A 14,749-nucleotide genomic window follows, 5' to 3' on the forward strand; every position below is an offset into this window, starting at 1 on the left:
CAATGCCCATTCTTGAGATGCTCGATTATGCCGGCGTTGCCGTCTTTGCCGCTACAGGCGCGCTGTCGGCCTCGCGCAAGCAGCTGGATATCATCGGCTATATCTTTCTGGCCTGCGTGACCGGCATCGGTGGCGGCACGATGCGCGATCTGGTGCTGGGCACGACGCCGGTCTTCTGGATTGCCAATCCGGCCTATCTGCTGGTGTCCACCGCGGTTGCCATCACGCTCTTCTTCACCGCCCATCTGTTCGGCTCGCGCTACCGGGTGCTGGTCTGGCTCGATGCCGTGGGCATGTCGGCCTATTGCGTCATGGGGGCTGCCAAGGGATATGAGGCAAGCGGATCGATGACGGTGGCGCTGGTCACCGGCGCGCTCACGGCAACCTTCGGCGGCATATTGCGCGATGTCATGGCCGGCGAGCCTTCGGTGCTGCTGCGCCCGGAAATCTATGTGACCGCAGCCCTTGCCGGCTCTTTCGTCTATGTGGTTGCAACTGAGTTCGCGCTGGAACTCCCCGCCGCTTCCACCCTCGGCCTGCTGGCCGCCTTCACCGTCCGCGGCGGCGCACTGCGCTATGGCTGGACACTGCCCCGTGGCAAGGCATTGCCGGGACGCGATCCGGATGATGTGATGTGAGGGGGCGTGCGCTGGCGTCAACCGCCTTGCGTGCCGCTGTCGATGGCATCTTTGAGCATCCCTTTATGGGGTGCAACATGCGTATCGCTGACCGGGGGATGCTCCGGCTTTGCCGCGTCATGAACATGGGCGGCATCCACGTGCCTGACGTCGCTTGCCGATGCAGGCGTGGGCGTTTCGGCATATGCACCACATGTTGAGGCCAACACGGCGAGCGGGAGCAGAATGGTCGACAAGCGGTTCTTGAGGCGGGGGAATGACATAAGGACTCCGGATATGAAGCTACAATACACGAGCTCTACACGCCATCGGTTTCGACGGGCTTTCTCATTTCCTGGGCTTTTTAGGAAACAGGGTGCTATTCGTTCGGCACGAGGTTGTCACCCATGTCTTAGATACGCGATGTTACCTATGTCTTCGGTATGGACAAGTAAGATAATGGTAGCGGGAGAGGGACTTGAACCCCCGACACGCGGATTATGATTTGTCCAAGGTGTCCACTCGACCTCGCTCAGGTGTGAGCAGGTTGCTTCGGTAGACCATTGAATTGGTTGAGCTCGGGCTTCTCGATCTGTTCCGACTGTTTTCAAATGCGTTCATTCAAGCGCAGCACTTTTGGCTCCCTCGTGGCACCCCAATAGTTATATAGAACTCTAGCTTTGCGGCCTTGATTCGGCATTGCCCGGAAGTTTGCTACAGTCCTCAGGGTCGAAGAAGTTTGAACTCAATACCAAAGGCCGCCGGACTGAGTGCGTAGTGGTCACCGTCAGAATCAACATAGCAAACGAAATATTCAGAAGGAGGTGTTGACGGAACTGTCGGATGCTTACTTCCTGCCGCGCTTGCCAGCGAAGACGGTTGTATGTCACTCAAAAGTCCCATTTCCCGTTTTACGCCCAACGCTTCCTTCAAAATTGACTTTCGGAACTTCACGTTGGATTTGCACTCTACTCCTAACGCCAATTCGGTATGGGCCGGTCGTCCGCTCGCGGTGTCGGCGACCACAACAATGTCGATTTCGTGATAGCTGCACAATTGCGCGGTGCCTGTAAGCGAGCTTCCCAACGTTCTCACTTCAATGTCGGTGTAAAGTCTAAACTGCTTTCCCGTTGCTGGATGCTGGAGCTCAAAATAAGTGTCACCAGATTTAATGACACCGGGGGATTGCTTGAGGGAAAGGACTGTTCCATGTAACGAAATATAAAAGCCACGGCTTCTAAGTTCACGAAGAAGCCAAGCTAGCACAAACAGTTCATAGAGTTTTCCGCGTGTAAGCTTGACGATTGCCGGATCAGCAGCGGCCCTTTGCCCTTGAAATTGGCGAATGACATTCCTCACAGCGTCTCGAGCATCATCAAGGTCAATGTCGCTCATTTGTCGAAACCCGAGGTATAATCCAGCCCGTCTCTGCGAATCTTATCGATAAGCTCTCGAAGGTCTGAACGTGCGTCAGATTGGTTCTGTAGTTCAAAGGTCCGAGCTTCAGAATCTGCTGTTCCTTCATCTGGAGTCGCCAAAATTCGAAAACTAGGTACCGCGCCGTCGGTCGCCTCTGCAATTTGCCCAACAGTCCATTTGAAAGTCGCCTCGTCTTCCAAAGCTATTACGACTTCAAATGCATCAAGCATTTTCAACAAACGTGTTCTCGGTTCAGCGCGGAACCGTCCCTTTGCAGACTCGATTGTATAGTCTGCGAAGTCAGCGAGCTCAGGCTCTCCCATTTCGTAGAACTCACCTCGCAAAAACTCGATAAGCTCCTCACGCTCTCCATCTGTCATTCATTCGCCTCAAAATACTGGCTCACGCCTGCTCTTCGTTGTCGGCAAATATTTGTTGCCAACGGGTTGTTATCTGCTGAATTCCTGCATTTACCAGTGGCCCAAGAAACTCAGCGGAGTTGTCAACGATACCTTCTGCCACCTGATCAGCGGCCTCACCTATAACCTTGCGGCCAAGGGTTTTTAGCGCCCCCTTTATTACCGCCTTCACGCTGTTATCTGGAGCACCAGCAGCAACCAGCGCATCCTTGATAGCCGTATGCTTTCCCTCAGGAATAATGCTAAGCATCAAGTCAGTTATTGTATCAAGCGGTGCACGGACCAATGCAGAATTAAACGAAGTGTCCGAGAAATGTCCTATCTCCCTAATCCGTTGGCGCATATGTGCCAGGGTCAAGGGGTTCTCAATCTCCATAACAAAATAGTCACCGTCCTTTGCAAATTTCGCATCAATCAGCGACTGCCTAATTAGATCATCGAGTCGGTTCCGGTCGCTGCCATAGCGACGTATTTCGAGGTCAAATATTAATTGTGAGGCTTTTGCTCGGGTGACCTTCAAGTCTGTCATTAAGCTGTAGATGGTTGCTTCCGTCCGCAATACTCCCAAGTTTCTCAACAGATCGAATACTCGCAGCTCAATCTCTCGTTTAGGGAGAGAACCAAAGGCCGGAATCATGAAATCCGTCAGAAAACTGGCAATCTCTGATCTCAGAGCATCTTCTCCAACCTCTTCTAAAGATTGCTCAATATCCATCGCATGTCCTCCAACATTGAGGGCAGCAATCGGCAAACTCTACTCCCCCTCTCAAATTATACCCTGACAATCGGAAGTTGCAATCTTGTTTTGCGCGTCATTAAGAAGAAACTGACGCCCAAACTGATCGAACATTTGCCGCCCGCCTCAGGGCAAGCGCTACGAGGTCCGCGATGAATTGCTGACCGGACTCATGCTGCGCGTGTTAGCCACAGGTGCAAAGGTCTGGTATCTGGCAACACGCATTGATGGGCGATCACGGCGCGATGACGTTGATTTGCTCTCAGGATCAACCATCCAGAAAGTAGTCCGGATCATCTAACCAAGGTTGATAATTAGGATCGATACCTTTTGCCCGCATTTCAGCATCGATTTTACTATTGAGTCTTTTTGCAAAATTGCGCGTTTCACTACGCTTATTTGCTATAAAGCCGGTACCCGGCGTGAACGCCATCAAGAATAACGCTTCAAAATTTACCACATCCTCTCCGCGGCATGCCACAAACCAAAGCTCTTGGCCGTTACATATCAACTCGAATACACTCTTATTTCCTCTTCCCTTGAATGAGAGCGCAAACGCCGACGTATGCCTTCCCCATTGCTTTCTGATATACCTACATACAATGGCTCCAAATTGTCCGGCCAATTGAACATGTACGCATCAAACTCATGCGTTGGCTCCACCGATATCGCTTTGTTCCGAGCTCGCCCTATCGCGTATATACCCTGCCCTTTCGGGCACGCCCTGTATTGGGAAAGGGGTTTTGGATCAGACCAAACAATCGAATGGCTTTTTTTAGGTAAGTTCATTTCGAAATAGTAGCTTTACATTACGCCCTCTCAAACCATACTCTGACAATCTGACGTTGCAATCTTATTTTGCACGTCATGAAGAAGAAACTGACGCCCAAACTGATTGAACATTTGCCGCCTGCCTCTGGCAAGCGCTACGAGGTCCGCGATGAATTGCTGACCGGGCTGCTGCTGCGTGTGTCAGCCACAGGTGCAAAGGTCTGGTATCTGGCAACGCGCATCGATGGCCGATCACGGCGCATCAAGCTTGGGTCATGGCCGATCCTGTCGCTGAAGGATGCGCGTGAGAAGGCGCAAATGATCCTGCGCGACATTCAATTGGGATTGTTTCGTGGGCGTCAGGACGAGCCAGCGCCGAAGTTCTTGTCGCTTGGCGATGTCACAGCCCTCAGTTCATCTAAAAGCTCGCTAAACGGCACACCAAGGACAGGAGGGGAACCGAGGGTGTGTTGCTGCGAATGAACAAGCTGGATGGGTTAAAGCTCGACGCCATCAAACATGGCGATCTCATCCGTGAGCTTGAGCGCATGACATCTGACGTTGAGGGCAATGGTAGACGACGCACGTATAAAACCCGTGATCGTGCGAAACCACAAATCAAAGTAAGATAAATGGTAGCGGGAGAGGGACTTGAACCCCCGACACGCGGATTATGATTGAGGCTAACATCTCAATCACTTAGCTACGAATTGACCCAAACTTTTTAACGGACCATTTGATCGCGTTCAGGAATAGATCTCCAAACTTTCTCAAGTCATTTCAGGGCGTGGCATTCAAGCCCACCAGTAAATGCACCCCCATTGCAACCCAGCGGAAAATTGATCCTCGGACGCTTTCTCCGCGTGTCAATCATTTCACCTTTATTCATTCCAACGTGCGGGGTTCGGCTATCATACGAAACCCAAACTTCGAGAATGGCGATCGGTCCATATATTATGGATATTGAATAGGAGGGGCATTCAACCCAAATCGGCAAACTCTTGAAAAGGTCAAACAGTAACAACTCCCACGGCAATTGACTCTTTTTTACACGCAACGCATTCTAAACGAGTAATTGGGGAAAGAGTAGTTGCGCCTCACGCGGATCTTTTGGCCTCTGATAATAATTATAGCGCTGGTTTCCACTAGCGCTACCGCTGATATCATACCCGGCAAATCGGCCGGACAAGTCTCAGTCACCCTTTCTGGCTCTTCACAATTTTCAATGCCGCTTGCATTTCCAAAAGGGACTGCTGGCATGGAGCCAACGTTATTTGTCTCTTATGATAGCAATTCCGGCCCGGGCAATCTTGGGTTGGGTTGGTCGCTTACGGGATTAACCCAGATCACGCGAATTAATCGCAACAAGCTTATTGATGGGTTTCCTGCGGCAATTGATTTTGATGATCCGATAGACGGGTTCTCTGACGATGGACTTGCTTTAGACGGAGCGAGGCTCATCGCAGCACCTGAAGGCGCAAACTATTTCTCCAAATCAATTGATGATCAAACGCGAGTTTGGCGGGAGGGTCTGCATTTTGTAGCAAAGACAAAGGCCGGCTTGACGCTCTTTTTTGGAGAAAGCGAAAACTCGCGCATCAAGACAGTCGGCGGTCGAACACACACTTGGGCTGTTAGTAGAATTCTTGACACTTTTGGAAACCAGATCGTTTTCTTTTATTTCTCGAAAGATGGCGATTGGGGCCCCGAATCTATCTATTGGACCTTGCACGACTCACAAATCGCAGCTCCGGCAATTTACGACAAAACAACCGTCGAAGGCCTTGCTTTCGCAAGTGCCGTTTTCCAATGGGAAGTGCCGAGTAGCGGACCGATTTCTGTCAGTTTCTTTGGTGGCCAGGAGACTCGAAAAAGTGCGATCATAGACTCGATATCCAGTTTTTCCGGGGGTCGCGAATTCAGAAGATACGACTTCGAATACGAACAGACTGCGCGCTTGGGTGGTCGACGACTGACGGCAATAGCGGAAACTGGTGCTATTCTAGCGTCAGGCAAACAGGATAGCTTCGGAAAGACGGTATTTTCGTACACGAACTTCGATCCTCAGTGGAATGAGGCAAAACTCTATCAGCTTCCCGAAAACTTTGGTGATCTGGACACAGTTGGATCCGGTTTTCGTCTGGCGGATATTCAAAAAGCTGGGGAGACGGATATCCTCTATTCCGCCTATGTGAATGGCAAAGCCGTTCGGCGGTCGTTTCGGAAGAAGTCTCCAGGCTGGGGTGAAGATTCGACACTACCCCCGCCGCCAATTGATACAGATTTTTCAACTGGATCGTTGGAAGTCGATCCCGTCATGTTCTTTGATCTCGATGCCGACGGAACAAAGGACCTGCTCTACAGCCGTATGAGCCAATCGGGCGATCAGCGCCTTGCTTATCTGCTGAAAGGCAATCAATGGACACCAACACCCAACTTGGCGCCGCCATTTGTTTTGGTCGAAGGTGACGCACGAGCTGCTCACGTCGTCCCAGTTTCCGAAAACGGAATCAATAAACTGCTGGTCTGGCAATCGTCGGGCGACATCAAAGTTGTGTGGGTGGAGAATGGTAGCTGGCAAGAGGAAATACTCGGAAATATATCATCGCCCAATGCTGAGTTTGATCTCGCAGCGGGGGACTTCAGTTGTGATGGAAAGTTGCAAATTGTTTCGATCGCCAAGGACGGGAGCACACTTCGCTTTCATGAAATCGATCGAACCGGTGCGAATGCATCATTCATCCAAGTTGCAGCGTATTCACCGGGGCAAGGGATACGTTCCGTTGCTGAGATATCTTCCGGAAAATGCTCGAAGGTCGCGATGCTTGTTGGGCAGACTGCGCCTAGTGACCTTCATGTAGCTTACCTTTCCGGAAACTCAGTCGCTGTCGAAACAAACGATATAGATCAGCCTGTAATCGGACTGACATCTGAGCTCTTTGCGATTGACCTTTCTTCAAGCGGGAACGAAGCGATCGGCCTGCATCTTAATGCCAGTATCGGGCAGACCAATCTGGTCTTTGCCGAGCATGACGGAGCAACGAATTCCTGGGTTCGGAATTCAAACTACGATTACGTCCCACAAAGTGCCCTGGAACTGATCGACGCTTCCTACCGGCTCGAACCTATAGAGATAGATGGTCAAGGTGGCGAAGACATTTTGCTGCTCCCCAATGGCAAAGGCCTGATCTCCCGCGCCCTCATCAACAATGGTGCAGGCTTCGTCGTAAGTACCAACCTTGTTCCGAGCATCGAGTTCGCTCAAGAGGAGAAGGTTGGGGCAAGTCCTCAGTTCGTGGACATCAATGCCGACGGCCTGACGGATCTGTTGGCACATCACGTAGACAAGGACGGCAAGACAGTTATCAGGGTCGCGCGCATCAATACGGCTAATGGCTGGGCGCCCGTGTCCGACGAGTTAATCCCTCCTCGACCTCTGACAAATGAAAAGAGCGGCACGGTTGGCCAATTCGTGGATTTCAATTCAGACGGCATTGCCGACCTTCTCTATGCCGATGGCAAACACGAAGATTGGGGCGCTTGGACAATCGAGTTTGACGCCGTCGGTAATCCATTGAGATGGAAACCGGCCCCAAACTATATACTTCCACCTGAGGCCAAATTTTCGGACTCGACAGCCGGCGATCTTGGGGTCCGGTTTTTCGATGTCAATGGCGACGGTCTCGTAGACGTTATCGTCTCTCGCAGAGAAAGGGAGGCCAACAGGCCTGATTTTCACTTTGTGGCCCTGAATACCGGCTCTGGATGGAGCGGCGACACACCAAAATATCATCCGCCGGTTCCGTTCGTATCGAGATATCGTCCGGATTTGGAATATGAAGCGAAGAGCGCTCAAGCGGATTACTATCGTGACCTGAATATTCAAACTGCCGATTTGAATGGCGACGGCACAACGGACTTGCTGTTTCGCTTTGGCTACAAAACGATAGGCTCGCCACTCGGAGGCATATCGATACTTCCGAAACGCGATGGCTGTCTAAATGATCCTGTGACGGTAACAGGCTCTAACGGAACTCCTCAAACATATGAGCACCCTATTTCATCGGAAACCACCTGCGCTGGGGCTTATTATCTCACAGATCCCAAAAAAACGGGACGTGTCTGGGTGCCAAGCCCAAACAGCCACCTGTTTTCAGGAGGCAACTGGACACCAAATCCATCCAGTCATTTCCCGCCGCTTTCACTGGATTTGAATCTTGAACAGAACAAAGAAAATGCATCCATCGAATTCGTTGATATCAATGGTGATGGTCTGGTTGATCTTATACCTGCACACCGCGTTGGAAACGAAAACAGGGAAAAAAACGCCTTCCTGAATACCGGCAAGTCCTGGTCCGCCTACACAAATTACGCGCTCCCGTACGAAGCATTAACCGTAGACAAGAAACTTACAGGCCACAGATTGGTCGACGTAAATGGCGACGGGCTTATAGACCTACTCTACTCGCGGCCGGATAGTGCTCAACGTGGCGCATATCTCAACACCGGGAACGGTTTCGCCAGTGCACCAGCCGCGTTCAAGCCACAAAAGCCTTTCTTCAATGACAAAGGAGAAGATCTCGGTATTCGACTCGTCGACGTCGATGGCAACGGCATGCCGGACATGCTCGAGAGCTACCGCAAGAAAGACGGTACATTCGACCAGTCAGCCTATCTGAACAGCGGTGCTCCGGATGCAGGTGGTTTCAATTCGCTCGAAGATCGAGCCGATATGCTGAAAACCGTCACTAACGGCATGGGGCTCATGACCACAATTGAATACCGATCACTGTTGACCCCGCGAGGCAGCATCAATGTTTCCCGGTATGATTTCTACACACCGAGCCCGATCTCGGCACCGCCTGCAATTAGCCATGTGCCGACCATGTATGCGGTCCGGAGCATGCATTACGAAGATACAGACGGCAGCCTGATAGGCACCGACTACCAATACAAGGGCTTTCGGTTTGATGTCCAAGCATCCTCGCCGCTTGGTTTCGAGAGCAGGATCGCAAAGAGTTTCGTCAAGGGCGTTGGTGGCACAAAGGCTGAGACCGGAATCGTTGAAGTGGTCGAACTCTACCAAGACTATTTCTTGAACGGAAAGTCGAAACATGAAAAAGCGATCATCAATGCGATCGTCACCGCTGATACCAAAACAGAATATCTGGTTGAGGGCGGGTCAGGATGGCCCAAGCGGGTTGTAACCGCAAAAACCGAGACCGTGACACGAGACCTGTCTACGACTATTGATCCAAGCGGTGACCCCACCGGCAAGACCACGCAGTTCTTTGCATACGATCAATTCAACAATGCAAAGCAGGTTTGTGTCGAATATGGAGATGGGTCGCGGACGCTTACGGACAACAGTTATGATTTGTCGCCGGACCTGCTTGCTCCATCGGTGTGGTTCCTTGGTAGATTGGATAACGCCACCGTTACACATTTTCGGACCACGGCGGCCATCTCGTGTTCGGATTTCATGCAAGGGTTCTCCGGTGTGCCGCCTGATGAACGGCTCACCAATACTGCCGAATTCCGATATGACATCCGGCGCGATGAAGCCGGAAAGCTTCTTCCCGAAAGCACCGGCGTCCTTATTTCAGAAACCGCTAACGCCGGTCACCCGTTGCAGGTTACCAAGAGCTATAAGCATGACAAGTTTGGTAACGTGGTTGAGGAGCGTGCCGAAACGGCTGATTTCCCCGTACGCAGCAAATCAATGCGTTACACGGATGATGGACGCTTTATGCGGTCCGAATCCAACGCGCTTGGACATACAGTCACGCTTGAATACGATTTGGTTCTGGGCCTCGTAACCAAATCTACTGATCCAATCGGTATTCCGACACGGACCAACTACGACAGCTTCGGTCGGGCAATTGAAACCATCTCAGCGACTGGTGTCAGCTCCGTCGAAGAACGCGACTTTGACAGCTCAGTCACGATTGGTGGACGCACGAGCAGCTTTTTCACGCTGCAACGCACAGGGATTGTATCCGACAAAAAGTTCCTCGCAGAAACGAAAACCTACTACGACAAACAGGGCCGCGTCTTGCGCGTCGATCAGGAGGGTTTCGGCGGCAAACGTATCTATCAAGATACGGAATACGATGCCCGAGGGCGCGCGATAAGGACAAGCCTGCCCTATTTCATTTCCGATGCTTGTGTGACTGATACGGTCGATCCCTGCGTCTATTGGTCAAACAATGAATACGACAATCTGGACCGGGTGACGAAGGTAACTGCGCCTGATAGCGGAACCTCTACTACAGACTACCGCGGCCTCGAGACGGTTGTTTCCGATGCGAATGGAAAGACATCAACCAAGATCGTCAACGAGAAAGGCCTTACGCTCAAGACTATCGACAATGGCAAAGGCGAACTTCAATTCGTCTATGGGCCGGGTGATCGCCTTCTACAAACGATCCAGGTCGATGGCCTCAAACTCGTGCATGAGTATGACACGGTAGGAAACAAGGTCCGAAGCATCGATCCTGATCTGGGGGAATGGAACTATCGCTACAATGGATTTGGCGAAATCATCTGGCAGCGAGATGCCAAAGGCCAGGTGACGACTATTGCCTATGACCTGCTTGGCCGACCTTTGCGCCGCCATATGCCAGACAAGTTAGACGAGTTTGCCTACGACACGTCAGCCTTTGGTATTGGTAAGCCGGCTACAGTTTCCAATTCAGAAGGCTTCGAAGAAACGTACACCTACGACCGTTTTGGCCGGCTCGAGCGCAAAGCAACCCGGATCCACAACGAGCTCTATTCCACCTATGTCGAATATGACGAATTCGATCGTGTGGCGCACGCCAATCACCCTGGTAACTTCACAGTGACGAACGAGTATGATCCACAAGGGTTTCTCGCTCGCGTTCTTGCCAATGATCCACTCGGTGCGATCAGCTCAATGCCAAAAGAGTATTGGCTCGCCGAGGAGCGCGACCAATACGGCCGGGTAACCAGCGAGCGCTTGGGCAACGGCATTGTTAGCACACACGCCTATGACCCAAGGAAAGGCAATCTTGCCGAAACAGCTTCGGCAAAGGACGGCGAAGGCATCACGAACCTCGCCTTTGAATATGACTTCGTAGGCAATCTGCTCAAAAAGGATGACAACGTCGCCAAGCGTTTCGAACGGTATGACTACGACAATCTTGACCGGCTCACCGGATGGAAGGTCAATGGGAAGACTGAAGGCCGGTATGAGTTCGATCCCTCCGGTCGCATCCTCTCGAAATCCGACATCGGCAAATATGTCTATGACGGTAACGGTCCCGCCCACGGTGTCTCCCGGATCATCGCTCCGGATGGCAAGGAGATGGAGTATGCCTATGATGCAAATGGCAACATGGTCTCCAGTCCCAAGGGGCATTTCGGCTATTACGCCAACAATTCGGTGCAGCTGATCTATGCTTCGGAAGGCCGCTGGTCACGTTTCCAATATGCTCCCGATGGCAGCCGGATTTTCCAGCACTATTCGGAAACCCGGAAAATCGGCAAGAAACAGACCGTAACAAACATCGTCACGACGGTTTCTGTTGGTGCCTATGAGCGCATCAGCGACCATGGCGGCGCTTTCATCGTCAAGCCGGGCGGGTTCCAGCGGCACCGGCTCTACCTTTCGTCGGACACGGGCGTTGTCGCGGTTCTTGAGCATTCTACAGAATTCGATCCGCTATTCAGCGAGCCCGAGTTCAAGAAACTCAAGGCGGGAGCCGCGCTTGCCTCGGCAGTCGCTGGTTTCTCCGCCCACTATCTCCATACAGATCATCTAGGCTCGATCATCAAGGTGACGGACGAGGAAGGCTTTGAGGTCGCTGGTTACCAGTACGATCCCTGGGGCAAAAAGATCCAGACGCAATGGATGGCAAAAGGCAGGGAGGATTTTGCTAACAACACTTTCAGGCGCGGGTTCACCGGTCACGAGCACCTCGACAATCTCGACCTGATTCACATGAACGGTCGAGTTTACGATCCGGATATAGCGCGGTTTGTGTCGGCCGACCCATTTGTCCAAGGGCCAGGGTTTACCCAAGGATACGACCGATACAACTACGTGTATGGAAATCCCATTAGGTTTACGGATCCTTCGGGTTACTTTTCATTTGGGGGCGTAGTTGGTGCGATTGCGGGGTTCATAGTGGGCGGTCCGGCTGGTGCCGTCGCTGGGTATGCTTTAGGCGACGATAAGGCTCGCAAATGGGTTAAGGAAAATTGGCGGGAGTTGGTAGTCGTTGGAGTGATGGTAGCAGTTACTGTTGTGACAGCAGGTGCAGCTTGTGCAGCTACTTGTTCGGCGACAGCTTCGATATTGGTGGGAATGGCAGCAGGTGCAGCTGGAGGCGCCACAAGCGCAGCCCTCTACGGCGGCGATTGGGATGATGTATTCATGGCGACTGGAAGGGGAGCTGTGTTTGGCGGATTGGGAGCCGCTTTCGGCGGCGCGCTTGGGGCTCAAATTGGAGCAGAGTATGGCTACATTGCGGGAGAAGTTGCCGGTGCTGCTGGTCAAGGGACTGTGTATGGATTGCAGTCTGAAGTCTCCGGCGGAAATTTCTGGAGCGGATTTGCGAGCGGCGCAATCACCCGAGCGTTCATGCCGCACGTCAAAGCGATAGACAACTTTGGTTGGCGAAATATCGCGAGGGCAGCGGTAGGTGGAACATCTTCTGCAGTTGGTGGCGGAAAATTTGCGAACGGGGCGATATTTGCCACCTACCGCGCAATGGTCCATTCTGCTGCCACGACGCCAACCGGACTGAAGATCCTGAAGGAACTTTACAGTCTCCCGAATACCATTGTTGGCCTTAGCTTAGGTGCTGCCGGTTATGCAATTGGATGGGGAGCGTACGCGGTCGGTCTGCAAAGTCATGCGCCCCAAGTCTCAATTGTAGCTGGAGCCATACACTTTGAGTACAATCCGATTATGTCACTCCTATCTCAATTGCCCGGAGGCCCCCCAGCAATTACGTTTGGAAGTGCGATAAATTATCGGAGTTGGATGTGGGAAAGGGGTGGTGACGGACACATGTTGAACGTGCACGAAATACAACATGTTCCCCAAGGTCATGCTCTAGGCCCGTGGTACATCCCTTCCAATATCTTGGGGGGGGCTGCAGGCCTTTTGATTGACGGTAGCTGGCATGGGCCGTCGAATTGGAATGAGGTGGGGCCGCAAGAGAGGCAACCGAAGCCTTGGCCCAGTCGATGAACAGGGCATCCTATATTTGCCCTGTGTGCGTTTGTGCTTGATATGTTGATCATCGCTCCGCTCTGCTGAGAGAGCTAATCATGGTGACATTCATGTGGCAAAACACCCCGCGACCTTGCGATCGCGGGGTGTCATTGTTGTGCCGGTTGCCGTTAGGTGCGGTCGATGACGCTTGCGGCCGGTGCGATGCGCTTGGCAGTTTCCGCCCCGCGCTCGGCCGACTGCTTGGTCGTGTTTACCTCGGAATGGCAGAGGATCTCCCCGTTGCCACCCTTCAGAAGCCACTTGTTACTAAACTGCCCCAAACCATACCCTGACACGCGGACGTTGCAATCTTATTGTGCACGTCATGAAAAAGAAGCTGACGACCAAATCGATTGATGCCCTGCCGCCTGCCACTGGCAAGCGATACGAAGTGTATGACCAATCGCTGCCCGGCCTGCACCTGCGTGTGTCAGCCACAGGTGGGAAGGTGTTCGGCGTCTCGCGCCGTGTCGATGGACGCATGAAGCGCATTCGCATTGGCGCGTATCCTATCGTGTCACTGGCTGATGCGCGCGAGAAGGCACGAGACATCCTTCGCGATATCGAACTTGGACAATACGATCTATCCTCCTCTTCTGTGGCTGATAACGCCCCACGCCTGACCCTTGGCGAAGTCGTGCCTCAGTTTATCGAGCTTTACGCCAAGCCACGCAACAAGGACTGGCGCGGCACCGAGCGCGTGTTGCAGAAGTTCGCGCTCCTTTTCCCTCGCACTATCGATCAGATCAAACGCGCTGACATTGTGCGCGTACTCGACACCATCATTGCCGGTGGCGCACCGACGCGGGCGAACCGGGCGCTGGCTGCGATCAAAAAGCTGATGAACTGGTGCATTGACCGCGGCATGATCGAAACATCGCCTGTGGCTGCTCTCAGAGCACCTACGAAGGAAGTTGCGCGTGATCGTGTGCTCACTGATGACGAAATGATCGCCTGCTGGCATGCTGGCGCATCTGAGGGCTTCCCGTTTGCGCACTTTGTGCAATTGCTCATCCTGACAGGTCAACGCCGTGGTGAGGTCGCTGGCATGCGCTGGTCAGAGCTTGATCTCGACAAGGGCATTTGGACGCTTCCTGCCAAGCGCGCCAAGAACGCCACGTCGCACATCGTACCGTTGGCGCCCATGGCGATCTTTATCCTCAAATCGGTACCAAGGTTTCTGGGTAGCGATCTGGTGTTCACGACTACCGGCACCTCGCCCATTTCCGGCTTTGGCAGATTGAAGGAACGCCTCGATATTGCCGTTGGCGTAGACGCCGAAGATTGGCGCTTCCATGACCTGCGCCGCACGATGGCAACCAACATGGCAATGATGCGCATCCAGCCGCATATCATCGAAGCCGTCCTCAACCACAAAACGGGTATAGTCTCAGGCGTCGCTGCAACCTATAATCGCCATGTGTCCGACATCAGCGCCTATGAGACAGAATTGGTTTAATTGAGAAGAGAGGATTTTCGGCTCATCGTAGCTCAATCAAAGGAAGCGAATATGAGACAGAAATCCGGGCCGCAGACATCG

General features: G+C 52.6%; 10 protein-coding genes. 4 read left to right on the plus strand and 6 right to left on the minus strand.

What is annotated here, in order from left to right; all coding sequences use genetic code 11:
* Window positions 1–2 precede the first annotated feature (2 nt).
* On the plus strand, window positions 3–638 hold the full coding sequence (locus ACQQ2Q_RS15360) for a trimeric intracellular cation channel family protein (RefSeq protein ID WP_428187967.1): 636 nt from the start codon (window positions 3–5) through the stop codon (window positions 636–638).
* A gap of 17 nt (window positions 639–655) precedes the next feature.
* Here ACQQ2Q_RS15360 and ACQQ2Q_RS15365 read toward each other — a convergent pair whose 3' ends face one another.
* The 5 genes from ACQQ2Q_RS15365 to ACQQ2Q_RS15385 form a co-directional block, all read right to left on the minus strand.
* On the minus strand, window positions 656–901 hold the full coding sequence (locus tag ACQQ2Q_RS15365) for a hypothetical protein (RefSeq protein WP_428187968.1): 246 nt from the start codon (window positions 899–901) through the stop codon (window positions 656–658).
* A 439-nt stretch (window positions 902–1,340) separates the two neighbouring features.
* Window positions 1,341–2,012 (minus strand): hypothetical protein, encoded by a 672-nt coding sequence (locus tag ACQQ2Q_RS15370; protein WP_428187969.1) that lies wholly within the window; start codon window positions 2,010–2,012, stop codon window positions 1,341–1,343.
* Window positions 2,009–2,416, minus strand: coding sequence for a hypothetical protein (locus tag ACQQ2Q_RS15375; protein ID WP_428187970.1), 408 nt, complete (start codon window positions 2,414–2,416; stop codon window positions 2,009–2,011). The genes ACQQ2Q_RS15370 and ACQQ2Q_RS15375 overlap by 4 nt, the downstream gene beginning before the upstream one ends.
* Window positions 2,417–2,438: 22 nt before the next feature.
* Window positions 2,439–3,206, minus strand: coding sequence for a hypothetical protein (locus ACQQ2Q_RS15380; protein WP_428187971.1), 768 nt, complete (start codon window positions 3,204–3,206; stop codon window positions 2,439–2,441).
* A gap of 253 nt (window positions 3,207–3,459) precedes the next feature.
* The gene (locus ACQQ2Q_RS15385) at window positions 3,460–3,651 is read right to left on the minus strand and encodes a hypothetical protein (RefSeq protein ID WP_428187972.1); all 192 of its coding nucleotides are present in this window, start codon (window positions 3,649–3,651) and stop codon (window positions 3,460–3,462) included.
* 407 nt (window positions 3,652–4,058) lie between these two features.
* Here ACQQ2Q_RS15385 and ACQQ2Q_RS15390 point away from each other — a divergent pair, with 407 nt between their 5' ends.
* Window positions 4,059–4,445: an Arm DNA-binding domain-containing protein gene (locus ACQQ2Q_RS15390; RefSeq protein WP_428187973.1), complete on the plus strand. Its 387-nt coding sequence runs from the start codon at window positions 4,059–4,061 to the stop codon at window positions 4,443–4,445.
* A gap of 607 nt (window positions 4,446–5,052) precedes the next feature.
* Entirely contained in the window at window positions 5,053–13,185 is an 8,133-nt protein-coding gene (locus ACQQ2Q_RS15395) for an RHS repeat-associated core domain-containing protein (protein ID WP_428187974.1), read from the plus strand.
* A gap of 152 nt (window positions 13,186–13,337) precedes the next feature.
* On the opposite strand, the gene ACQQ2Q_RS15400 is transcribed toward ACQQ2Q_RS15395, so the two are convergent.
* Complete coding sequence (locus tag ACQQ2Q_RS15400) at window positions 13,338–13,490, minus strand: YegP family protein (protein WP_428187975.1); 153 nt, start codon at window positions 13,488–13,490, stop codon at window positions 13,338–13,340.
* Between the two features lie 44 nt (window positions 13,491–13,534).
* Between ACQQ2Q_RS15400 and ACQQ2Q_RS15405 the strand changes: the two genes are divergently transcribed.
* Entirely contained in the window at window positions 13,535–14,668 is a 1,134-nt protein-coding gene (locus ACQQ2Q_RS15405) for a tyrosine-type recombinase/integrase (RefSeq protein WP_428187976.1), read from the plus strand.
* The last annotated feature ends 81 nt before the right edge of the window (window positions 14,669–14,749 follow it).

It is taken from the genome of Agrobacterium sp. ES01 (assembly GCF_050320885.1).
Taxonomy (GTDB): Bacteria; Pseudomonadota; Alphaproteobacteria; order Rhizobiales; family Rhizobiaceae; genus Allorhizobium.

Coding starts and splice junctions, on each gene's coding strand:
- ACQQ2Q_RS15360 (WP_428187967.1), top strand. CDS start 3: ATGCCCATTCTTGAGATGCTCGATTATGCCGGCGTTGCCGTCTTTGCC.
- ACQQ2Q_RS15365 (WP_428187968.1), bottom strand. CDS start 901: ATGTCATTCCCCCGCCTCAAGAACCGCTTGTCGACCATTCTGCTCCCG.
- ACQQ2Q_RS15370 (WP_428187969.1), bottom strand. CDS start 2,012: ATGAGCGACATTGACCTTGATGATGCTCGAGACGCTGTGAGGAATGTC.
- ACQQ2Q_RS15375 (WP_428187970.1), bottom strand. CDS start 2,416: ATGACAGATGGAGAGCGTGAGGAGCTTATCGAGTTTTTGCGAGGTGAG.
- ACQQ2Q_RS15390 (WP_428187973.1), top strand. CDS start 4,059: ATGAAGAAGAAACTGACGCCCAAACTGATTGAACATTTGCCGCCTGCC.
- ACQQ2Q_RS15405 (WP_428187976.1), top strand. CDS start 13,535: ATGAAAAAGAAGCTGACGACCAAATCGATTGATGCCCTGCCGCCTGCC.